Raw genomic sequence first — 19800 nt, forward strand, 5'->3', positions numbered from 1 at the left:
GCCCAAGCCTTCTAACTCTTCCGGCGACGGCGGTGCCGAATTCTGCGCAGCGTCGTATCGCCTGTCAACGCGGCGACGCTGCACGCTCAACCCCACGAGAATCCCCAGATGCGCCACGCCGGCAACGAAACCCTGGCCGCCCTCACGGCCTATAAAAGTGGCTTCTTCAACATCGGCCTGTTCTCGGCGGTGATCAACCTGCTGATGCTGGCCCCGGCGCTGTACATGCTGCAGGTGTACGACCGGGTGCTGGCCTCGGGCAATCAGATGACCCTGCTCATGCTGACGTTGATGATCCTCGGCCTGTTCGGCCTGATGGGCGCGTTGGAGTGGGTGCGCAGCCAAGTGGTGATCCGCCTCGGCACGCAGATGGACATGCGCCTGAACCAGCGGGTCTACGACGCCGCGTTCGAAGCGCAACTCAAGGGCGGCACCCAGGCGGCGGGCCAGGCGTTGCATGACCTGACCACCCTGCGCCAGTTCGCCACCGGCCAGGCGCTGTTCGCGTTTTTCGATGCGCCGTGGTTTCCGGTGTACCTGCTGGTGATCTTCCTGTTCCATCCCTGGCTTGGCCTGCTGGCGCTGGGCGGCGCGCTGGTATTGATGGCGTTGGCGTGGATCAACCACCACGTCAGCCAGGCGCCGATGGCCCAGGCCAGCCAACTGTCCATCCACGCCAGCCAGCAGGCCACCGCCAACCTGCGCAATGCCGACACCATTGAAGCCATGGGCATGCTCGCCACCTTGCGCGGGCGTTGGTTCAACCAGCACCAAGCGTTCCTCGCCGAGCAAAATCTGGCCAGTGAAAAGACCGCCGCTGTCACCGCCTGGTCCAAGGGCGTGCGCCTGGCGTTGCAATCGCTGGTACTGGGTCTGGGTGCGTTGCTGGCGGTGCAGGGCGATATCACGCCGGGGATGATGATTGCCGGCTCCATCCTGATGGGGCGGGTGCTGACCCCCATCGACCAGCTGATCGGCGTCTGGAAGCAATGGGGCTCGGCGCGCCTGGCCTACGAGCGCTTGTCGCAGCTGCTGGCGGCCAACCCGGCGCGACCGCCGCGCATGAGCCTGCCGGTGCCCAAGGGCCAGTTGAGCGTCGAACACATCAGCGCCTGCGCCCCCGGCAGCCGTCGGCCGGCGCTGGTGAACCTGGGGTTCAACCTGCCAGCGGGTGAAGTGCTCGGCGTGATCGGCCCGTCGGGCTGCGGCAAATCCACCCTGGCGCGGGTGCTGGTGGGCGCCTGGGCACCGCTGGCCGGCAAGGTGCGGCTGGACGGCGCCGACCTGGTCCAGTGGGACAAACAGCAACTCGGCCCGCATATCGGCTACCTGCCCCAGGACATTCAACTGTTCGCTGGCAGCATCGCCGACAACATCGCGCGGTTTGCCGAGCTGGAGGCCGACAAAGTCCTCGCCGCTGCGCAAATGGCCGGTGTGCATGAACTGATCCTGCAACTGCCCCAAGGCTATGACACGCAATTGGGGGAGGGCGGTGCGGGGTTGTCCGGTGGCCAGAAACAACGCGTGGCCCTGGCCCGTGCGCTGTACGGCCTGCCGGCGTTGATCGTGTTGGATGAGCCCAACGCCAACCTCGACGAAGTGGGCGAGCAGGCCCTGCTCCAGGCCATCACCCAGCTTAAGCAGCAGCGCCGCACGGTGATCCTGATTACCCACAAAGCCAATGTGCTGAGCCTGACCGATCAGTTGCTGATCCTCAAGGACGGCCAGTTGCAGGCCTTTGGTCCTACGGCGCGGGTGTTGGAGGCGCGGCAGAAACCGGCAGTCAGCAAGCCGGTGTCGACCATGAGCATGAGTTACCGCCTCGGTGAAGGAAAACAGGCATGAGCAAACCGGTACTGGTCAGCGACCGCCCTCACACGGTGTTGGCGCTGGATGACAAAAAATATTCGCGCCTGGGCTGGTGGCTGGTGCTCGGTGGCTTTGCCGGATTTATCGGCTGGGCCGCGTTGGCACCGCTGGACAAAGGCGTGGCGGTGTCGGGCAAGGTCATGGTCTCGGGTCATCGCAAGACCGTGCAGCACCCTGCCGGCGGTATCGTCGAACGCATCGACGTGCGTGACGGTGAGGTGGTTAAGGCCGGCCAGGTGCTGTTGCGCTTGAAGGAAACCCCCTTGCGAGGGCAGATGCAGTCGCTGCGCAGTCAGTACCTGGCGTCCCTGGCCAGCGAGGCGCGCTTGACTGCGGAAAGCGAAGGTTTGCCCGCCATCGCATTCGGCCCTGAATTGTTGAATGAACCTGAGGCGGCCAACACCCTGAATCTGCAACGGCAACTGTTCACCAGCCGTGCCCAGTCGCTGTCCACTGAGCAACAAGGCCTGCGCGAAACCATTGCCGGGGCCGAGGCGCAGTTGCGCGGCACGCGGGATTCCCAAGCGAGCAAGCTGCAGCAACGCGCGGCATTGAATGAACAACTGCAAGGCCTGCGCGAGCTGGCGCGTGATGGCTATATCCCACGCAATCGCCTGCTCGACAGCGAGCGCCTGTACGCTCAGGTCGACGGCGCCATTGCCGAGGACTACGGGCGCATCGGCCAGTTGCAGCGCCAGGTCCTGGAGCTGCGCCTGCGCATCCGCCAGCTCGGCGAAGACTTCCAGAAAGACCTGCGCGGCCAGTTGGCCGAGACCCGCACCCGCAGCGACGACCTGCGCAACCGCCTGGCTTCGGCCGAGTTCGAACTGGCCAACAGCCTGGTGCGTGCGCCGGCTTCGGGGGTGGTGGTGGGGTTGGAGGTGTACACCGAAGGCGGGGTGATCAAGCCCGGCCAGGCGCTGATGGACATCGTGCCCCAGGGCGAGCCGTTGCTGGTGGAAGCACGGGTACCGGTGCAAATGGTCGACAAAGTGCATCCAGGCTTGCCGGTGGAACTGCTGTTCTCGGCCTTCAACCAGGCCACCACGCCACGGGTAGCCGGTGAGGTGACGCTGGTCTCCGCCGACCGCCAGGTCGATGAGCGCACCGACGAGCCTTATTACACCGTGCGCGCCCAGGTCAGCGCGGCGGGCATGCAACAGCTGGACGGCGTGCAGATCCGTCCCGGTATGCCGGTGGAAACCTTTATCAAGACCGGTGAACGTTCGATGCTCAACTACCTGTTCAAACCTTTGCTGGATCGCACCCACATCGCGCTGGTGGAAGAATGAAGGCGCTGCTTTTTACCCTGTGTTTGAGCGTTACACCGGCGGTGCATGCCTTGGGTTTGCTCGACGCCTACGATCTCGCCCTACGCAATGACCCGACTTTTCAGGCGGCGATCCAGGAGCGTGAAGCCGGCGAAGAGAACCGCGTGATCGGCCGTGCAGCGTTATTGCCGAACCTGTCCTGGAGCTATAACAACTCGCGCAATGAATCCGAAGTCACCCAAAGCACCGCTGTCGGCGATGTCACCAGCGACCGTGATTACCGCAGCTACGCCTCGACCCTGACCTTGCAGCAGCCGTTGCTGGATTACGAAGCCTACGCGCGCTTTCGCCAAGGCACCGCCCAGGCGCTGATGGCCGATGAGCGTTTTCGCGGCAAGAGCCAGGAACTGGCCGTGCGCGTGCTCAGCGCCTACAGCCAGGCGCTGCTGGCGCAGGAACGCATCGAGTTGAGCCGTGCGCAGAAGCGGGCATTTGCCGAACGCCTGCAACTCAATGATCGTCTGCTCAAAGGCGGCGAAGGCACGCGCACCGATGTCTTGGAAACCCAAGCGCGATTGAGCCTGGCCCAGGCAGAGGAAATCGAATCGTTGGACGCTCAGGACAGCGCCTTGCGCGAGCTGGAAGCGATTGTCGGCCAGCCGTTGCAGGTCGAAGAGTTGGCCCCCCTGACCCGTCAATTCGACATCCCGCCGCTGGAGCCCAATCGCTTCGAAACCTGGCGTGAACTGGCCATGGCCAACAACCCCGAACTCAAGTCCCAGCACCACGCGCTGGACGTGGCGTCCTACGAAGTGGAGCGCAAACGCGCCGGGCACATGCCCAAGGTCAGCCTGTACGCCAGCAGCCGCCAGAGCAGCTCCGATTCGGAAAGCAGCTACAACCAGAAGTACGACACCAACAGCGTCGGCCTTCAGGTCAGCCTGCCCTTGTTTGCCGGTGGATCGGTGTCGGCCTCCACGCGCCAGGCGGCCAAGCAACTGTCCCAGGCCCAGTACGAGCTGGATGCACACACCTCGGCGACGCTGGTGGAACTTCGCAAGCAATTCAACCTCAACACCAGCGGCGCGGCGAAAGTGCGCGCCTACGAAATGGCCGTCAGCTCCGCCACCGCGCTGGTCACCGCGACCAAAAAGAGCGTCAGCGGTGGTGAGCGGGTCAACCTCGACGTGCTGGACGCCGAGCAACAATTGTTCACCGCCCGCCGTGACCTGGCGAATGCGCGGCACGCGTATCTGCTGGCCAGGATTCAGTTGAAGTATTACGCGGGGTTGCTGAGTGAGCAGGACTTGCGGGCGTTGGCGGGGTATTTCCAGCCTTCGGCATGAGTGGTTACAACCCGGCATTCGCCGGGTTTTTTGTCGTTACTAATCTGTGAAACAGCTTCGAGACGATGGAGCCGGTTGTCGGGTGGCAGGAGGGAAATTGTTACCTGGCGGAAAATAACCTAACGGATGGGTTACGATGAAAGTAGGTGCCTACAAGGGATATGTCATCTCGGTGTTTATCAGGGGCGAGCATTGCCCGCCTCATGTGCATGTCAGGGGGAATGCATGGGATGCGCGTTTTCGTTTCAGCTTTCTGAATGGGCAAGTGGATTTGTGGGATGTGAATCCAGAAAGACGCCGCCCACCAGAGTCGGTCCTCAAAGAACTTCGCCAGACCCTGATGCAGCCGCATTACTTGGCACGGGCACGAAGGATCTGGTGGGAGAAACTGCAAACGGTTTGTCTGGAAAACCATTCTTGGGACTGGGATGCCGACGAACTGGTGCCGGGTTTAGTCATTCGGCGTGGTGTCTATGTGATCGCCAATGCTCGGCACGATGCAGTGGGGCAGCTGACTATTTTGAATCTGGTGAGGGCGCCAGGTTACGTGGAGATTGAGCTATGAAAAAAATCGTAAAAGCCAAAGTCGTGCCCTATGTACCGCTTACTGACGCCGATATTGACAAGGCAATAGCCCGTGGTCGCAAATTGAAGCGTTTGTATGCCAACGCCAGTTCTGTGCGTTATGAAAACGACTGCATCTCCATCGGCTTCAGCGACGGCAGCCGCGTCATGTTGCCGGTGGCCGGCCGGCCGGAGTTCGAAGGGTTTTCAGAGGAAGATTTCCAGCAGTTGGAAGTCAGTTTCGGTGGCAAGGCCATTAGCTGTGAGGCTCAGGATTTGGATGTTTCGATCACTGGCCTGATCGCCACAAGCCAGCCGCTGATGGACCTGGCCACGAGCCTGGTAGCGTCACGCAACGGTCGCAAAAGCAGCGCCGCCAAATCCGCCGCCGCCCGCGCCAATGGCAAGAAGGGCGGCCGGCCACGCAAGGAGCCTGAGGACGTTTAACGGCGGCTCAATAACACCCCGGATTCCATATGGTGCGTCCACGGGAACTGGTCAAACATCGCACACTGGGTAATGCGGTGGGTGTCATGCAGTTGCGCAATATTCGCTGCCAGCGTCTCCGGGTTGCAGGAGATGTACAGGATGTTGTCGAAGCGCCGGGTCAGTTCGCAGGTGTCCGGGTCCATGCCGGCGCGGGGCGGGTCGACGAACACGCTACCGAATTCGTAGCTTTTGAGGTCGATGCCGTGCAGGCGGCGGAACGGGCGCACTTCATTCAGTGCTTCGGTGAGTTCTTCGGCGGAGAGGCGCACCAGGGTGACGTTATCCACCGCGTTTTCATCGAGGTTGCTCAGGGCCGCATTCACCGAGGTCTTGCTGATCTCGGTGGCCAGCACTTTACGCACACGGGTGGCCAGCGGCAGGGTGAAGTTGCCGTTGCCGCAATACAGCTCCAGCAAGTCATCCGGGCGATCGCCCAAGGCTTCGTATGCCCAGTTGAGCATCTTCTGGTTCACCGTGCCGTTGGGCTGGGTGAACGCGCCTTCGGGTTGGCGGTAGCTGAAGGTGCGGCCGCCCACGTCGAGTTTTTCCACCACGTAGTCGTGGCCGATCACATCGCGCTTGCCCTTGGAGCGGCCGATGATGCTGACATTCAAATCAGCCGCCAGCTTATTCGCCGCGGTGTGCCAGTGCTCGTCCAGCGGGCGGTGATAACACAGGGTGATCATCGCGTCGCCGGCCAGGGTGGTGAGGAACTCCACTTGGAACAGCTTGTGGCTCAGGGCGGCGCTGGCTTGCCAGGCGGCCTTGAGCTGCGGCATCAACTGGTTGATGCGCTGGCTGGCGATGGGGAATTCTTCGATCAGGATCGGCGTGCGCTTGTCGTCCTGGGAAAACATCGCGTAGTGGCGTTCACCGCCTTCGCGCCACAAGCGGAACTCCGCCCGCAGGCGGAAGTTCTGCAGAGGCGACTCGAAGACCTGCGGCTCGGGTGCGTCGAACGGTGCCAGCAGGTCACGCAAGCGCGTGACCTTGTCTTGCAGTTGAACGGTGTAGCGTGCGGCATCAAAAGTCATGCGTTGAACCAGCCCAGCTTGATCACGAACAGAATCGACAGAATCACCAGTGCCGGGTTGAGCTCACGGTAGCGGCCCGAAAGCAGCTTGATGGCGGTCCAGGCGATGAAACCGAAGGCAATGCCGTTGGCGATGGAATATGTGAAGGGCATCGCCAGGGCGGTGATCACCACTGGCGCTGCAACGGTAATGTCATCCCAGTCGATTTCGGCCAGGCCTGAGGTCATCAATACAGCGACGAACAGCAGCGCCGGCGCGGTAGCAAAGGCCGGTACGCTGGCGGCCAGTGGCGAGAAGAACAACGCCAGCAGGAACAGGATCGCCACCACGATGGCGGTCAAGCCGGTACGGCCACCGGCGCTCACGCCCGCAGCGGATTCGATGTAACTGGTGGTGGTCGATGTACCCAGCAGCGAACCGGCCATGGCGGCGGTACTGTCGGCGATCAGCGCCCGACCCATTTTCGGCATGTGGCCGTCCTTGCCCATCAGCCCGGCGCGCTTGGCCACGCCGATCAGGGTGCCGGAGTTGTCGAACAGGTCAACGAACAGGAAGGCGAAGATCACGCTGACCAGGCCGATGTCCAGCGCGCCCTTGATATCCAGTTGCAGGAAGGTCGGGGCCAGGGACGGCGGCATCGACATCACGCCACCAAACGCGGTCACACCCAGCAGGATGGAGACGATGGTCACCGCCAGGATGCCGATCAGCACTGCACCGCGCACGGCCAGGGCTTCCAGCGCAACGATCAGCATGAAGCCCAGGATAGCCAGGATAGGCGCCGGTTTGGTCAGGTCGCCCATGCCCACCAGGGTGTTCGGGTTACCGACCACGATCCCGGCGTTGTGCAGGGCAATCAAGGCCAGGAACAGGCCGATACCGGCGGCAATCGCCGAACGCAGGGGCAGGGGGATGCTGTTGATGATCCACTCACGGATTCGGAAGATCGACAGCAGGAAGAACAGCACCGCCGAAATGAACACCGCCCCCAGCGCAACCTGCCAGGTGTGGCCCATGTGCAACACCACGGTGTAGGTGAAGAAGGCGTTGAGGCCCATGCCCGGTGCCAGCGCGATCGGGTAGTTGGCGATCAGGCCCATCACGGTTGAACCGATGGCCGCCGCCAGGCAGGTCGCGACAAATACCGCACCCTTGTCCATGCCCGTCTCGCCGAGGATGCTCGGATTCACGAACAGGATGTAGGCCATGGCCAGGAATGTCGTGATGCCCGCGAGGATCTCGGTGCGCACGTTGGTGTTGTGTGCCTTGAGTTGAAACAGCTTTTCCAGCATGCCTGCTCCCTGTGACGCTATGTTGCGTCGTTATTTGTTGACCTCTAAGTCAAAGCACAAACTGCGCCAAGCGCCTGTGGTTCCAGAGAGGATCGGAAAAAGCGGCGCATCATACCAGCAGCCGAGGCTGTGTGGCGCATGGCCTTGAGGCATACTGCGGCGACGTTCAATAGCGGGTCATCGACAGCATGAAAAAAGCCAACGCGTGGAGTCTAGCCCTGATCCCTTGTCTCGGCCTGTGGTGGGGCGCGGCACCGGTGTGGGGCGCGACTGCACCGCCCTTGAGCGAGGTGCGCGTGTTCAAGGTCGAATCGGCTCGCTGCACGGAAACCATCCCGGAGCGCGCGCAAAGCACCCAGATGTGTACGCACCGTGGGCCCACCAAAGTCTCGGTGATGGAAGTCGGCCTGGGCAACAACCCGATGGGCCGTTTCAACGGCGCCGAACTTAACGGGCAACGGACGCCCGTCTGCCAGGTCGGCAACATCAGCCAGGCCTGCAACGGCGCTGGCACCCTGATGGGCTACATCTATGTGTTTGACCTGAATGTCGAAGCCCAAGGCTGGTTCGAATACAGCAACTCCTCGATCAATGGCCCGCAGAACACCCTGAAGACCCTGCTCAATATCCGCTGATCAATCATCTTGAACGCTCAAAAAACCGGGAAGTCGTACCCCTGAGACGGCGACTTTCCTGAACGCCGCGGATGTACACCAACCCGTGAGGTGTTTATGAGCGCGACCCCCAATGGCGCGGCGGCCCAACCGTTCGTCGCCCACTCCATACGCTTGACCCTCAATGGTCAGCACCGCCAACTCGACGTATTGCCCTGGACCACGTTGCTGGACCTGCTGCGCGAGCAACTCGACCTGGTCGGCAGCAAAAAAGGTTGCGACCACGGCCAATGCGGCGCGTGCACGGTATTGCGCGACGGCAAACGCGTAAACGCCTGTCTGACCCTGGCGGTGATGTGCGACGGCGCCGAATTGACCACGATCGAAGGCCTGGCCGATGGCGACCAACTGCACCCAATGCAGCAAGCCTTTATCAAGCACGACGCCTTCCAGTGCGGTTACTGCACGCCCGGCCAGATTTGCTCCGCCGTCGGCCTGGCCAATGAAGGCCGCGCCCACGACACCGCGCAGATCCAGGAGCTGATGAGCGGCAACCTGTGCCGCTGCGGTGCCTACAGCAATATCCGCGATGCCATCGAAGAGGCCTTGCCAGCGTGCCGCGCCCAGGGAGGCGAGCAATGAATCCCTTCCAGTACAGCAAGCCGGCGGATATCCACGAAGCCGTGCACCTGAGCAGCGCCGTGTCGCGTTTTATTGCCGGCGGCACCAACCTGCTGGACTTGATGAAAGAAAACATCAGCCGCCCCGAACACCTGATCGATATCACCGGCCTGCCGCTGAATGAGGTTGAAGAAACCGCCGAGGGCGGCCTGCGGATCGGCGCGCTGGTGAGCAATGCCGACCTGGCCTGGCACCCGCTGATCGAACAGCGTTACCCGCTGCTGTCCCAGGCGATCCTTGCCGGTGCTTCGCCGCAACTGCGCAATATGGCGAGTACCGGCGGCAACCTGTTGCAGCGCACCCGTTGCTACTACTTCTATGACGCCACAGTGCCGTGCAACAAGCGTGAGCCCGGCAGCGGTTGCCCGGCGCGCACCGGGTTGAACCGTATCCACGCGATCCTCGGCGCCAGTGAACAGTGCGTTGCCACTCACCCTTCGGACATGTGCGTGGCCCTGGCAGCGCTGGAGGCGCGGGTGCATGTCGAAGGCCGAGGCGGCGCGCGGATTATCGAGTTTGCCGACTTCCATCGCTTGCCCGGTGATGCGCCGCAACGCGACAACCAATTGGCCGACGATGAGTTGATCACCGCCATCGAATTGCCCGCCGACCACCTGGCCCGCCACAGCCACTACCTGAAAATCCGTGACCGCGCGTCTTATGCGTTTGCGTTGGTGTCTGTCGCCGCTGCTCTCGAATTGGAGGGCGACCAAATCGTCGACGCGCGCCTGGCCCTTGGCGGCGTGGCCCATAAACCCTGGCGTGACCGTGCGGTGGAAGCTTCGCTGATCGGCCAGGTGGTCAGCCGCGAAACCTTCAGCAACGCCGCCGACGCCCTGCTGCAAGACGCCGAGCCGCTGGAACACAACGGCTTCAAGATCAAGCTGGCGCGCCGCGCAATTATCCGCGCCCTGAGCGACGCCGCCGTCGCAGGAGATCGCCCATGACCGCTATTGGCAAACCCCTGGACCGTGTCGACGGTCTGCTCAAGGTCACCGGCCAGGCGCGTTATGCCGGTGAGTTTCCTGAGGCCGGCCTGCTCCACGGCAGTGTGGTGTCCAGCACCATCGCCAAGGGCCGCGTGCTGGCTATCGACGCGGCCAGGGCACTGGCCCTGCCCGGCGTGGTGGCGGTTATCCATCACCTCAACCGGCCGAAAATCGCCAGTTACGACGATGCCTTCCAGGATGACGATGCGGCGGACGGCTCTCCGTTTCGCCCGCTGTATAACGACCGTGTGCTCTACAGCGGCCAGCCTCTGGCCCTGGTGATCGCCGACAACCTGGAACTGGCGCGGCATGCCGGCTCGCTGGTAGAGATCGAATACGCGCGCGAAGACTTCGAGACTGATCTGCTCGCCCAACAGGAACAGGCCTATGCTTCACCGCAGACGCCGCCCGCGCCGCGCGGCAACTTCCAGGCCGAATGGGCCGCCGCCGCCGTCAGCCTCGACCTGCACTACAGCACCCCCATCGAACACCACAACCCCATGGAACCCCACGCCAGCACCGTCCTGTATCAGCCGGACGGCACCCTGCATATCCACGACAAGACCCAGGGCCCGCAGAACTGCCAGGCCTATGTACAAAAAGTGTTCGGCCTGGATAAAAGCCAGGTGCGGATTTTTGCTGCATTCGTCGGCGGTGCCTTTGGCTCGGGTTTGCGTCCGCAGTATCAATTGCCCCTGGCGGTGATGGCGTCCCTGGCGCTCAAGCGCTCGGTGCGCGTCACCCTGACCCGCCAGCAGATGTTCACCTTCGGCTACCGCCCGCGCACCTTGCAGCGTTTGCAGATGGGCGCCGCTGCCAATGGTCGCCTGCTGGCGCTGGGGCATACGGCGATTGGCCAGACCTCACGCTTCGAAGATTTCAGCGAGCACGTGGTGGAGTGGAGCGGCATGCTCTATCACTGCGACAACGTGCAACTGACCTACAAGCTGGTGCCGCTGGATGTGTTCACGCCCCTGGACATGCGCGCGCCCGGCGCCGCGTTGGGGGTGATCGGCCTGGAGTGCGCCATGGACGAGTTGGCGTGCGCCTTGGGGATGGACCCGGTGCAACTGCGGCTGATCAACTACGCCGAGCGCAACCAGAACGAAGACAAACCCTGGTCGAGCAAGGCCCTGCGCGAGTGTTACAGCGAGGGTGCCGAGCGCTTCGGCTGGAGCCAGCGCAACCCGGAACCGCGCAGCATGCGCGACGGCTGCCAGTTGATCGGCTGGGGCATGGCCGGTGGCGTGTGGGAGGCCATGCAGATGAAGGCCAGCGCCAAGGCGCGCATCGACGCCGAGGGCAAACTGACCGTCAGCAGCGCCACCACGGACATCGGCACCGGTACCTACACAGTGATGACCCAGATCGCGGCGCAGGCCAGTGGTGTGGCGGTGGAGGACGTGGTGTTTCTGCTCGGTGATTCCTCACTGCCTACCGCACCGCTGCAAGGCGGTTCGTTCACCGTGTCGTCCGTCGGTACCGCCGTGCAGCAAGCCTGCGAAGCGTTGAGCGCCAAACTGCTGACCATTGCCCGGCAGACTTATCCGGTGTTCAAGGATGCCGAATCCGTACGCTTTGAAGACGGCCAACTGCACACCGGTGACGTGAGTGTGTCGTTGGCACAACTGGTCAAGGACAGTGGCGAAGAGGCCTTGGACGTCCAGGTCGACAGCGAACCGGACAAGAAGCGCGAAGGTTACGCCACCGCCACCCATTCAGCGGTGTTCGTCGAAGTACGGGTGGATGAGGACTTGGGCACGATCAAGGTCAGCCGCGTGGTCAGCGCCATTGCGGCCGGGCGGGTGGTCAACCCGAAGATGGCGCGCAGCCAGATCCTCGGCGGGGTGGTGTGGGGCATCGGCATGGCCCTGCATGAAGAGACCCAGGTCGACCATCAGTTGGGACGCTACATGAACCACAGCCTGGCCGAGTACCACATTCCGGTTAATGCCGATATCGGCGACATAGACGTGGTGTTTGTCGAAGAACACGACGAGATCGTCAACGCCCTGGGCTCAAAAGGCGTGGGTGAGATTGGCATTGTCGGGGTGGCGGCGGCGGTGGCGAATGCGATTTACCATGCCACCGGCAAGCGGGTGCGGGAGTTTCCGATCACCCTGGACAAGGTGCTCTGACGCGGTCCAGCAAACATTGAAGATCCAAATGTGGGAGCAAGCCCCCTCCCACATTGACCTTATTGCCACATTGAATCATGCAGCGGGCTTGATGCTTTCTTCCACCGGCACATGCATACGATCCCGATTCGCCAGGGTCGGGAACAGTTTGATCCACACCCCGGTCACCACCAGCGTACCGATCCCGCCCATGACCACGGCGGGCACGGTGCCGAACCAATGGGCGGTGATACCGGACTCGAACTCGCCCAGTTGGTTGGATGCGCCGATAAACAGGCCGTTGACCGCACTCACCCGGCCGCGCATTTCATCCGGCGTTTCCAGCTGCACAAAAGACGCGCGGATCACCATGCTGATCATGTCCGCCGCGCCCAGCACCACCAGCACTGCCAGGGAAAACCAGAACGAGGTGGACAGGCCGAAGGCGATGGTCGCCACGCCGAATACGCCAACAGCGGTGAACATCACCCGGCCAACCTTGCGGTCCACCGCAAAGCGCGCCAGCCACAGTGACATCAACAAGGCGCCCACTGCCGGTGCCGAGCGCAACAGGCCCAGACCCCAGGCACCGGTCAGCAGGATGTCCTTGGCGAACACTGGCAGCAACGCGGTGGCTCCGCCCAGCAGCACGGCGAACAGGTCGAGGGAAATCGCCCCGAGGATGTCCGGACGGCTGCGGATAAAACGAATCCCGGCCAGCAGCGAATCGAGGGTGGCCTTGCCTTTATTGAGCGGAGTCTGGCGCGCGGGCAGGTTGAGGGTCAGCACACAGGCGATGAGGTACAGCACCACTGTGGGCCCATACACCCAGACGCTGCCGAAGGCGTAAAGCAAACCACCGAGCGCCGGGGCGACAATGGTCGCCAGTTGCTGGGCAGACTGCGACGAGGCCACCGCACGCGGAAACAGCGCGCTGGGCACGATGCTCGGCAGCAGGGCCTGGGTGGTGGGCATTTCAAACGAACGTGCGGCGCCGAGCAGGAAGGCGAGGATAAAGATCATCTCGCGGGTCACGTTGCCAGTCAGGCCGCCGATGGCGAGGGAGAGGGCAATCAGCGCCTGCACGGTCTGGCAGATGGCCGCGACTTTGCGGCGCTCATAGCGGTCGGCCACATGCCCGGTGTGCAGCATGAACAGCACGCGCGGCACGAATTCCACCAGGCCGACCAACCCCAGGTCCAGCACGTTGCCGGTGAGTTGGTAGAGGTTCCAGCCGATGGCCACGGTGAGCATCTGAAAGCCGCTGGCGGTAAAGATACGTGCCAGCCAGAACGCGATGAAAGGGCGGTGGTGACGTAACAGCAACGCGGGTTCACTGGGCATCGGGAATTCTGGTCAAGGCCGGAGGAAGGGCCGAGATTATCATCAAGTTGTAACAGATGGTTGCAAGAACTGCGCTGAGGCAGTCTGTCACGCGGCAAAAGACCACACGGACCAACCGCGAAAATGGGACTACTCTTTTGACTGTGATTGATCCAGATCAAAGTCATTTCAAAATTTGTTCTGGCGGCCGCAAGGCCAGATTCCCTACGTGGCTGGTTAAAAAAAGAAACGAATTGAAATTCGCCAGACTCCATATCCGTGGGGGCAGTGGGTGCAGGCTCCCGCCAGCAGCCGGTATTACCTGACAGAGGAAGACTTATGTTCGGTTTGGAGGCGCTAGATCTCGCCCGAATTCAGTTCGCGTTCACCATCTCATTCCACATCCTGTTCCCGGCGATCACCATCGGCCTGGCCAGTTACCTCGCAGTGCTGGAAGGCTTGTGGCTCAAGACCCATAACGACACCTACCGTGACCTCTACCATTTCTGGTCGAAGATCTTTGCCGTCAACTTCGGCATGGGCGTGGTCTCCGGTTTGGTCATGGCCTACCAGTTCGGCACCAACTGGAGCCGCTTCTCGGACTTCGCCGGCGCCGTCACCGGGCCGCTTCTTACGTACGAAGTGCTCACGGCCTTCTTCCTCGAAGCCGGTTTCCTCGGTGTGATGCTGTTCGGCTGGAACAAGGTGGGGCGCAAGCTGCACTTCTTCTCCACGGTGATGGTGGCCGTCGGTACGTTGATCTCGACCTTCTGGATCCTGGCGTCCAACAGCTGGATGCAGACGCCGCAAGGCTTTGAAATCATCGACGGCCGCGTGATTCCTACCGATTGGCTGGCGGTGATCTTCAACCCCTCGTTCCCTTACCGCCTGATGCACATGGCGACGGCGGCCTTTGTGGCCACGGCGTTCTTTGTCGGTTCCTCGGCGGCCTGGCACCTGCTGCGCGGCAAGGACAACCCGGCGATCCGCAAGATGTTGTCGATGGCGATGTGGATGGCCCTGATCGTGGCGCCTATCCAGGCGGTGATCGGTGACTTCCATGGCCTCAACACCCTCAAGCACCAGCCGGCAAAAATCGCCGCCATCGAAGGCCATTGGGAAAACAAAGGCAATGAGCCAACCCCGCTGATCCTGTTTGGCTGGCCGGACATGAAGGCCGAAAAAACCAAGTATGCGGTGGAGATTCCGTACCTGGGCAGCCTGATCCTGACCCACTCCCTGGACAAACAGGTGCCGGCGCTCAAGGAATTCCCGCCGCAAGACCGCCCGAATTCGACCATCGTGTTCTGGTCGTTCCGGGTCATGGTCGGCCTGGGCTTCCTGATGATCTTCACCGGTCTGTTCAGCCTCTGGCTGCGCCGGGGCGACAAGATGTACACGTCCAAACCGTTCCTGTACCTGGCGCTGTGGATGGGGCCGTCTGGCCTGATCGCGATTCTCGCCGGTTGGTTCACCACCGAAATCGGCCGCCAGCCGTGGGTGGTCTACGGGTTGATGCGCACGGCGGATGCTTCTTCCGGGCATAGCCTGGCGCAGATGACGATCACCCTGGTGTTGTTCGTGGTGGTGTACTTCGCCCTGTTCGGTGCGGGTCTGGGCTACATGATGCGCCTGGTGCGCAAAGGTCCTGTGACCCACGAAGGTACGGAACCGACCCACGGTGGTCCCGGCCAGAAACGCACACCGGCCCGTCCATTGTCCGCCGCCGATGATGGCAGCGATGACGACCACACCCACATCCAGCACAAGGGGAATTGAGATGGGTATTGATCTTCCGCTGATCTGGGCCGTGATCATCATCTTCGGGATCATGATGTACGTGGTCATGGACGGCTTCGACCTGGGCATCGGCATCCTCTTCCCGTTTATCCCGGGCAAGACCGACCGTGACGTGATGATGAACACCGTGGCCCCGGTCTGGGACGGTAACGAAACCTGGCTGGTACTCGGCGGCGCGGCGTTGTTCGGCGCGTTCCCGCTGGCCTATTCGGTGGTGTTGTCGGCGCTGTACCTGCCGCTGATCCTGATGCTGATTGGCCTGATCTTTCGTGGCGTGGCCTTCGAGTTCCGCTTCAAGGCCAAGGACCACAAGCGTCACCTGTGGGACAAGGCATTCATCGGCGGTTCGCTGGCGGCCACGTTCTTCCAGGGGGTAGCGCTGGGCGCGTTTATCGATGGGATTCCGGTGGTCAATCGCCAGTTTGCCGGCGGCTCGCTGGACTGGCTCACGCCGTTCACGATGTTCTGCGGCGTGGCGCTGATCGTGGCCTATGCCTTGCTCGGCTGCACCTGGCTGATCATGAAAACCGAAGGCCCGTTGCAGGAGAAGATGCACAACCTGGCGCGGCCGTTGGCCTTCGTGGTGCTGGCGGTGATTGGTATCGTGAGTCTCTGGACTCCGCTGTCGCACCCGGAAATCGCTTCGCGCTGGTTCACCCTGCCGAACCTGTTCTGGTTCCTGCCGGTGCCGATCCTGGTGCTGGTGACCATGTACGGGCTGATCCGCGCCGTGGCGCGTAATGCTCACTACACGCCGTTCCTGCTGACGCTGGTGCTGATCTTCCTCGGCTACAGCGGCCTGGGGATCAGCCTGTGGCCGAACATCATCCCGCCATCCGTGTCGATCTGGGATGCCGCTGCGCCGCCGCAGAGCCAAGGCTTCATGCTGGTGGGCACCTTGTTCATCATCCCGTTCATCCTGGGCTACACCTTCTGGAGCTACTACGTGTTCCGCGGCAAGGTCACCCACGAAGACGGCTATCACTAGGAGGGTCGTTGCATGTCCGGCAAACCTACGTTGCACGAGATCGAACAGGCCGAGAAACAGCCGTTGTGGCGGCGCCTGGGGTGGCTGGCGATGATCTGGACCGGCAGTGTGCTGGCCCTGTTCGTCGTGGCCAGCCTGATGCGCATGTTCATGAATGCGGCCGGCCTGACCACTCACTGACATCCCGATCCGGGCTTCACGCCCGGTTTTCAGCCCTGCTCTTCTTTTGGAAGGGCAGGGCTTTTTTTATTTGCGTGCTTTGAGAATCACGAACTTGGGAGTGGCAGCGACCTGCTCTACGCCACGGAACAAGCGCGCCAACTTGCTGTGATAACCCAGGTGACGGTTGCCGACTATATAAAGTGCGCCGCCCACCACCAGGGCTTCCCGGGCCTGCTGGAACATGCGCCAGGCAAGGAAGTCGCCCACCACCTGTTGCTGATGGAACGGTGGGTTGCACAACACCACGTCCAGGGAGTCGGCTTCCTGGCCGGCCAGGCCGTCATCCGCGCGTACGCTGACGGCGCGCTCACCGAGGGCGGCTTGCCAGTTCTCCAGCGCCGATTGCACGGCCATGTAGGACTCGTCCACCAAGGTGTACTGGGCGTCGGGGTTTTGCAGGGCGCTGGCGATCGCCAGTACACCGTTGCCGCAACCCAGGTCCGCCACGCGGGCACTGCCCAGGTTTTTGGGTAGGTGCGGCAGGAAGGCGCGGGTGCCGATATCGAGGCTTTCGCGGCAGAACACATTGGCATGGTTGAGCAGTTCGATAGCCGGCGCGTCCAGGGTGTAGCGCGTCGGGTAGGGCGAGACAGCGGCCGGACGGTCGGCCTGGGTGGCAATCAGCAAACGGGCTTTCTTGACTGCCAGGGAAGCGTGCATCGGCCCGATGTAACGCTCCAGCAACTCGCTGGCCGCCCGGGGCAAATGCTTGACCATCGCTGCGGCGATCACTTCGGCACCTGGCGCCAGTTGGCCTTGCAGGCGAATCAACTGCTCTTCCAGCAGTGCCAGAGTCTTGGGTACGCGGATCAGCACGCGGTCGAACGGCCCACGGGCCAACTGGCTGGCGGGGATGAACGGCACTGCGTCAAAGGCCTTGTCGTTGCGCACCAGGTTTTTCTCAAGGCCAAGGGCGGCGAGAAACGAGTCACCGCTGGAGGTTACTTGCACCTGGCCTTCAAGGCTGGCCGCCAGCGCCCCGAAACTGTCGTTGAGCACCAGCACGCGGGTCGTGGCGGTCGGTTGCTGTTCGGCCAGATAGCTGAGCAGGTATTCGTCGGCGGCGTCGAAGGCCTGCAGCGGATCGTTATGTTGCTCTGGCTGGCGGATCAGATCGAGCTGGGCGAAGGGGCTGTCGAGCAGGGGCATGGCGGGGGAGGCTCTGGGTAATCGATGGGTGTTCGGCAGGGGGGCTGCGGAACGGCCTGAGTGAACTTCGAGGCGCCATTTCAAGGAGGCTGCTTCAACACTCAGAACTGGCCGTAAATGTTACTTTTTTTCCGGAGGGATTACATGCGGTGTTTCAACGAGGCTTAAAACAACCCCGCTTTCGAGGCACAGAGCACTGCGGCGATCTTGTTGTTGACCCCCAGCTTTTTGAAGCAACTGCAGATATGAAACCCCACCGTACGTTCGGACAGGCAGAGGATGGTGGCGATGTCCGCCGCAGTCTTGCCCATGGCTGACCACTTGAGGATTTCCGTTTCGCGCGGGGTCAATTTGCTCGCAGGGTCAAGGCTAGGCTGGCCGGCATACGTCTGAACCACGACTGCATGCATTGCGTGGCACAACCACAGGACGCTCCCGGCCTTTTCGTACAACTCTTGTGGGCTGACCTCACCCTTGCCGCGGCTCAGGGTCAGCATGCTGAACACGCCCTGGAAGTCATGCACCGCTTGGGTCCAGCCCAAGTGCACGCCGTATGTTTGGGCCAGCTCCCACAGATTAGGGGCAGCGCCGAAGGCTTTTTCCTCCCAGACAATCGGCAGTACGCTACGTTTGCTGTGATTAACCACGGGATCCACGTCGAAGAAGTGCGCCTTTTGGTACAGCGTGTTCCATTCGTTTGGATAGTTGTTGAAGTTGACAGGTTTCGTATGATTGTTGGGTCGTTGGGAACTCATCGTAAATGAACAGAATTGGAAGCCAAGCTCATAGGTGTGGTTGATGACCATTTCGAAAGCACTGGTGATTTCGTTCTCGCCTTCCAGTTTGGGCAACCTTGTATTGCGCCAGTTAACCATTCGGTAACTCTCCGTGAGGTTCTTTTTTATATGGGATACGTCCTCGACTCCCAAAACTGCACGGAATTGAGTGTAGGACACGAGCTACAGATGAAGAGGAGATTTTTTGCTCTTGTACGGCGGGGTTTAAGAATTTTTTCTACGAAGCCATCAGTTGACGTCGACACGATTTCGTTGGTTTTTCACGGTTTTTTAAAGAGTTGAATCCTGTGTAAAGCCTCACTTACAGCGAAGTTAGAACCCCCGTAGAGCGCCTAATAGCCAATTGATTAGTGCGCGTATCGACAGGTCACCGTCGGGGCCCAGGCGATGCCACTACAAACCAGCGGTGTTTCCGCAGGTAACTTTGGGGGACACTAGTGCACCTGTTGAACGGAGTCCCCCATGACGGCCAGTGCTGAGAAATTTACCCGCCAGACCTTGCTCGATGTGCAATCGCTGACCCCAAGCCTGTTTACGTTGCGAACCACCCGCGACCCGGGGTTCCGGTTTACGGCTGGTCAGTTCGTGCGCCTGGGGGTCACCAAGGCGGATGGCAGCACGGTGTGGCGCGCCTATTCCGTGGTGTCCTCGCCATTTGATGAACACCTGGACTTCTTCTCGATTGTTGTCCCTGGCGGCGAATTCACTAGTGAACTCAGCCGACTGCGGGTGGGCGATACCTTGATGGTGGAGCGCCAGGCTACCGGGTTCCTGACCCTGAACCGTTTCGTCGATGGCCGCGACTTGTGGATGTTAGGCACCGGCACCGGGGTGGCACCGTTTTTGTCGATTCTGCAGGACTTCGAAGTCTGGGAGAAATTCGAACGCATCATCCTGGTGTACAGCGCGCGGGAGTCCAAAGAGTTGGCCTATCAGTCGCTGATCAAGGAACTGGGCGAGCGCGAGTACCTCGCCGAATACGCGCATAAACTCACGTACATCCCCACCGTTACGCGTGAACAGCATCCGGGGGCGCTGAATGGGCGCATTACCACGCTGATTGAAAACGGTGAGCTGGAGCGCGCCGCTGGCGTGGCGTTGAGCCCCGAGCATTCCCGAGTACTGATTTGCGGTAACCCACAGATGGTCGATGACACGCGCCAGTTGCTCAAGCAGCGCGACATGCAACTGAGCCTGAGCCGCCGGCCAGGGCAGGTGGCGGTGGAAAACTACTGGTAATAAAAAGGCGCCCCTG

At 61.6% G+C, this 19800-nt stretch carries 18 protein-coding genes; 13 read left to right on the forward strand and 5 right to left on the reverse strand.

Going from position 1 to position 19800, the window contains the following annotated elements; translation table 11 throughout:
* Positions 1 to 108: 108 nt before the first annotated feature.
* The 5 genes from J1G35_RS17885 (at position 109) to J1G35_RS17905 (ending at position 5497) form a co-directional block, all read left to right on the forward strand.
* The gene (locus tag J1G35_RS17885; protein ID WP_223015597.1) at positions 109 to 1845 is read left to right on the forward strand and encodes a type I secretion system permease/ATPase; all 1737 of its coding nucleotides are present in this window, start codon (positions 109 to 111) and stop codon (positions 1843 to 1845) included.
* Complete coding sequence (locus J1G35_RS17890) at positions 1842 to 3161, forward strand: HlyD family type I secretion periplasmic adaptor subunit (protein WP_223015598.1); 1320 nt, start codon at positions 1842 to 1844, stop codon at positions 3159 to 3161. The genes J1G35_RS17885 and J1G35_RS17890 overlap by 4 nt, the downstream gene beginning before the upstream one ends.
* Positions 3158 to 4486 (forward strand): TolC family outer membrane protein, encoded by a 1329-nt coding sequence (locus J1G35_RS17895; RefSeq protein WP_223015599.1) that lies wholly within the window; start codon positions 3158 to 3160, stop codon positions 4484 to 4486. Before J1G35_RS17890 ends, J1G35_RS17895 begins: the two co-directional genes overlap by 4 nt.
* Before the next feature lie 136 nt (positions 4487 to 4622).
* Positions 4623 to 5051, forward strand: coding sequence for a DUF4160 domain-containing protein (locus J1G35_RS17900; RefSeq protein ID WP_223015600.1), 429 nt, complete (start codon positions 4623 to 4625; stop codon positions 5049 to 5051).
* The gene (locus J1G35_RS17905; protein ID WP_223015601.1) at positions 5048 to 5497 is read left to right on the forward strand and encodes a DUF2442 domain-containing protein; all 450 of its coding nucleotides are present in this window, start codon (positions 5048 to 5050) and stop codon (positions 5495 to 5497) included. The genes J1G35_RS17900 and J1G35_RS17905 overlap by 4 nt, the downstream gene beginning before the upstream one ends.
* On the opposite strand, the gene trmA is transcribed toward J1G35_RS17905, so the two are convergent.
* Both trmA and J1G35_RS17915 read right to left on the reverse strand, forming a co-directional pair.
* Positions 5494 to 6573 (reverse strand): tRNA (uridine(54)-C5)-methyltransferase TrmA, encoded by a 1080-nt coding sequence (gene trmA / locus J1G35_RS17910; protein WP_223015602.1) that lies wholly within the window; start codon positions 6571 to 6573, stop codon positions 5494 to 5496. The two genes, J1G35_RS17905 and trmA, sit on opposite strands and share 4 nt — an antisense overlap.
* Positions 6570 to 7865 (reverse strand): NCS2 family permease, encoded by a 1296-nt coding sequence (locus J1G35_RS17915; protein ID WP_053137959.1) that lies wholly within the window; start codon positions 7863 to 7865, stop codon positions 6570 to 6572. Before J1G35_RS17915 ends, trmA begins: the two co-directional genes overlap by 4 nt.
* Positions 7866 to 8053: 188 nt before the next feature.
* Between J1G35_RS17915 and J1G35_RS17920 the strand changes: the two genes are divergently transcribed.
* From J1G35_RS17920 to J1G35_RS17935, 4 genes are all read left to right on the forward strand, one after another.
* Positions 8054 to 8500: a DUF4879 domain-containing protein gene (locus tag J1G35_RS17920; RefSeq protein WP_053137956.1), complete on the forward strand. Its 447-nt coding sequence runs from the start codon at positions 8054 to 8056 to the stop codon at positions 8498 to 8500.
* A 96-nt stretch (positions 8501 to 8596) separates the two neighbouring features.
* Positions 8597 to 9121 (forward strand): (2Fe-2S)-binding protein, encoded by a 525-nt coding sequence (locus tag J1G35_RS17925; protein ID WP_053137953.1) that lies wholly within the window; start codon positions 8597 to 8599, stop codon positions 9119 to 9121.
* Positions 9118 to 10107, forward strand: coding sequence for a xanthine dehydrogenase family protein subunit M (locus J1G35_RS17930; protein ID WP_223015603.1), 990 nt, complete (start codon positions 9118 to 9120; stop codon positions 10105 to 10107). The genes J1G35_RS17925 and J1G35_RS17930 overlap by 4 nt, the downstream gene beginning before the upstream one ends.
* Positions 10104 to 12287, forward strand: coding sequence for a xanthine dehydrogenase family protein molybdopterin-binding subunit (locus J1G35_RS17935; protein ID WP_053137948.1), 2184 nt, complete (start codon positions 10104 to 10106; stop codon positions 12285 to 12287). Before J1G35_RS17930 ends, J1G35_RS17935 begins: the two co-directional genes overlap by 4 nt.
* Positions 12288 to 12362: 75 nt before the next feature.
* Here the strand turns inward: J1G35_RS17935 and J1G35_RS17940 are convergent, their stop codons facing one another.
* Entirely contained in the window at positions 12363 to 13610 is a 1248-nt protein-coding gene (locus J1G35_RS17940; RefSeq protein WP_053137944.1) for an MFS transporter, read from the reverse strand.
* 318 nt (positions 13611 to 13928) lie between these two features.
* On the opposite strand from J1G35_RS17940, the gene J1G35_RS17945 reads away from it, so the two are divergent.
* Genes J1G35_RS17945 through J1G35_RS17955 form a run of 3 tightly spaced genes read left to right on the forward strand, consistent with a single transcriptional unit; the run spans position 13929 to position 16557 of the window.
* Complete coding sequence (locus J1G35_RS17945; RefSeq protein ID WP_223015604.1) at positions 13929 to 15368, forward strand: cytochrome ubiquinol oxidase subunit I; 1440 nt, start codon at positions 13929 to 13931, stop codon at positions 15366 to 15368.
* Position 15369: 1 nt separating this feature from the next.
* Positions 15370 to 16377 carry a cytochrome d ubiquinol oxidase subunit II gene (cydB, locus tag J1G35_RS17950; protein ID WP_053137939.1) on the forward strand — a complete coding sequence of 336 codons (1008 nt, stop codon included), beginning with the start codon at positions 15370 to 15372 and terminating at the stop codon, positions 16375 to 16377.
* A 12-nt stretch (positions 16378 to 16389) separates the two neighbouring features.
* Complete coding sequence (locus J1G35_RS17955) at positions 16390 to 16557, forward strand: DUF2474 domain-containing protein (protein ID WP_010562540.1); 168 nt, start codon at positions 16390 to 16392, stop codon at positions 16555 to 16557.
* Positions 16558 to 16623: 66 nt separating this feature from the next.
* Here the strand turns inward: J1G35_RS17955 and J1G35_RS17960 are convergent, their stop codons facing one another.
* Positions 16624 to 17748, reverse strand: coding sequence for a class I SAM-dependent methyltransferase (locus tag J1G35_RS17960; RefSeq protein ID WP_223015605.1), 1125 nt, complete (start codon positions 17746 to 17748; stop codon positions 16624 to 16626).
* A gap of 164 nt (positions 17749 to 17912) precedes the next feature.
* Positions 17913 to 18623 (reverse strand): LuxR family transcriptional regulator, encoded by a 711-nt coding sequence (locus J1G35_RS17965; protein ID WP_053137933.1) that lies wholly within the window; start codon positions 18621 to 18623, stop codon positions 17913 to 17915.
* 384 nt (positions 18624 to 19007) lie between these two features.
* On the opposite strand from J1G35_RS17965, the gene J1G35_RS17970 reads away from it, so the two are divergent.
* The gene (locus J1G35_RS17970; RefSeq protein ID WP_223015606.1) at positions 19008 to 19784 is read left to right on the forward strand and encodes a ferredoxin--NADP reductase; all 777 of its coding nucleotides are present in this window, start codon (positions 19008 to 19010) and stop codon (positions 19782 to 19784) included.
* Positions 19785 to 19800: the final 16 nt, after the last annotated feature.

Source organism: Pseudomonas sp. SH10-3B (assembly GCF_019891415.1).
Taxonomy (GTDB): Bacteria; Pseudomonadota; Gammaproteobacteria; order Pseudomonadales; family Pseudomonadaceae; genus Aquipseudomonas.

Bases quoted from the DNA above. Each gene is read 5' to 3' on its own strand.
- J1G35_RS17885 (WP_223015597.1), top strand. From the start codon at position 109: ATGCGCCACGCCGGCAACGAAACCCTGGCCGCCCTCACGGCCTATAAA.
- J1G35_RS17890 (WP_223015598.1), top strand. From the start codon at position 1,842: ATGAGCAAACCGGTACTGGTCAGCGACCGCCCTCACACGGTGTTGGCG.
- J1G35_RS17895 (WP_223015599.1), top strand. From the start codon at position 3,158: ATGAAGGCGCTGCTTTTTACCCTGTGTTTGAGCGTTACACCGGCGGTG.
- J1G35_RS17900 (WP_223015600.1), top strand. From the start codon at position 4,623: ATGAAAGTAGGTGCCTACAAGGGATATGTCATCTCGGTGTTTATCAGG.
- J1G35_RS17905 (WP_223015601.1), top strand. From the start codon at position 5,048: ATGAAAAAAATCGTAAAAGCCAAAGTCGTGCCCTATGTACCGCTTACT.
- trmA (WP_223015602.1), bottom strand. From the start codon at position 6,573: ATGACTTTTGATGCCGCACGCTACACCGTTCAACTGCAAGACAAGGTC.
- J1G35_RS17915 (WP_053137959.1), bottom strand. From the start codon at position 7,865: ATGCTGGAAAAGCTGTTTCAACTCAAGGCACACAACACCAACGTGCGC.
- J1G35_RS17920 (WP_053137956.1), top strand. From the start codon at position 8,054: ATGAAAAAAGCCAACGCGTGGAGTCTAGCCCTGATCCCTTGTCTCGGC.
- J1G35_RS17925 (WP_053137953.1), top strand. From the start codon at position 8,597: ATGAGCGCGACCCCCAATGGCGCGGCGGCCCAACCGTTCGTCGCCCAC.
- J1G35_RS17930 (WP_223015603.1), top strand. From the start codon at position 9,118: ATGAATCCCTTCCAGTACAGCAAGCCGGCGGATATCCACGAAGCCGTG.
- J1G35_RS17935 (WP_053137948.1), top strand. From the start codon at position 10,104: ATGACCGCTATTGGCAAACCCCTGGACCGTGTCGACGGTCTGCTCAAG.
- J1G35_RS17940 (WP_053137944.1), bottom strand. From the start codon at position 13,610: ATGCCCAGTGAACCCGCGTTGCTGTTACGTCACCACCGCCCTTTCATC.
- J1G35_RS17945 (WP_223015604.1), top strand. From the start codon at position 13,929: ATGTTCGGTTTGGAGGCGCTAGATCTCGCCCGAATTCAGTTCGCGTTC.
- cydB (WP_053137939.1), top strand. From the start codon at position 15,370: ATGGGTATTGATCTTCCGCTGATCTGGGCCGTGATCATCATCTTCGGG.
- J1G35_RS17955 (WP_010562540.1), top strand. From the start codon at position 16,390: ATGTCCGGCAAACCTACGTTGCACGAGATCGAACAGGCCGAGAAACAG.
- J1G35_RS17960 (WP_223015605.1), bottom strand. From the start codon at position 17,748: ATGCCCCTGCTCGACAGCCCCTTCGCCCAGCTCGATCTGATCCGCCAG.
- J1G35_RS17965 (WP_053137933.1), bottom strand. From the start codon at position 18,623: ATGGTTAACTGGCGCAATACAAGGTTGCCCAAACTGGAAGGCGAGAAC.
- J1G35_RS17970 (WP_223015606.1), top strand. From the start codon at position 19,008: ATGACGGCCAGTGCTGAGAAATTTACCCGCCAGACCTTGCTCGATGTG.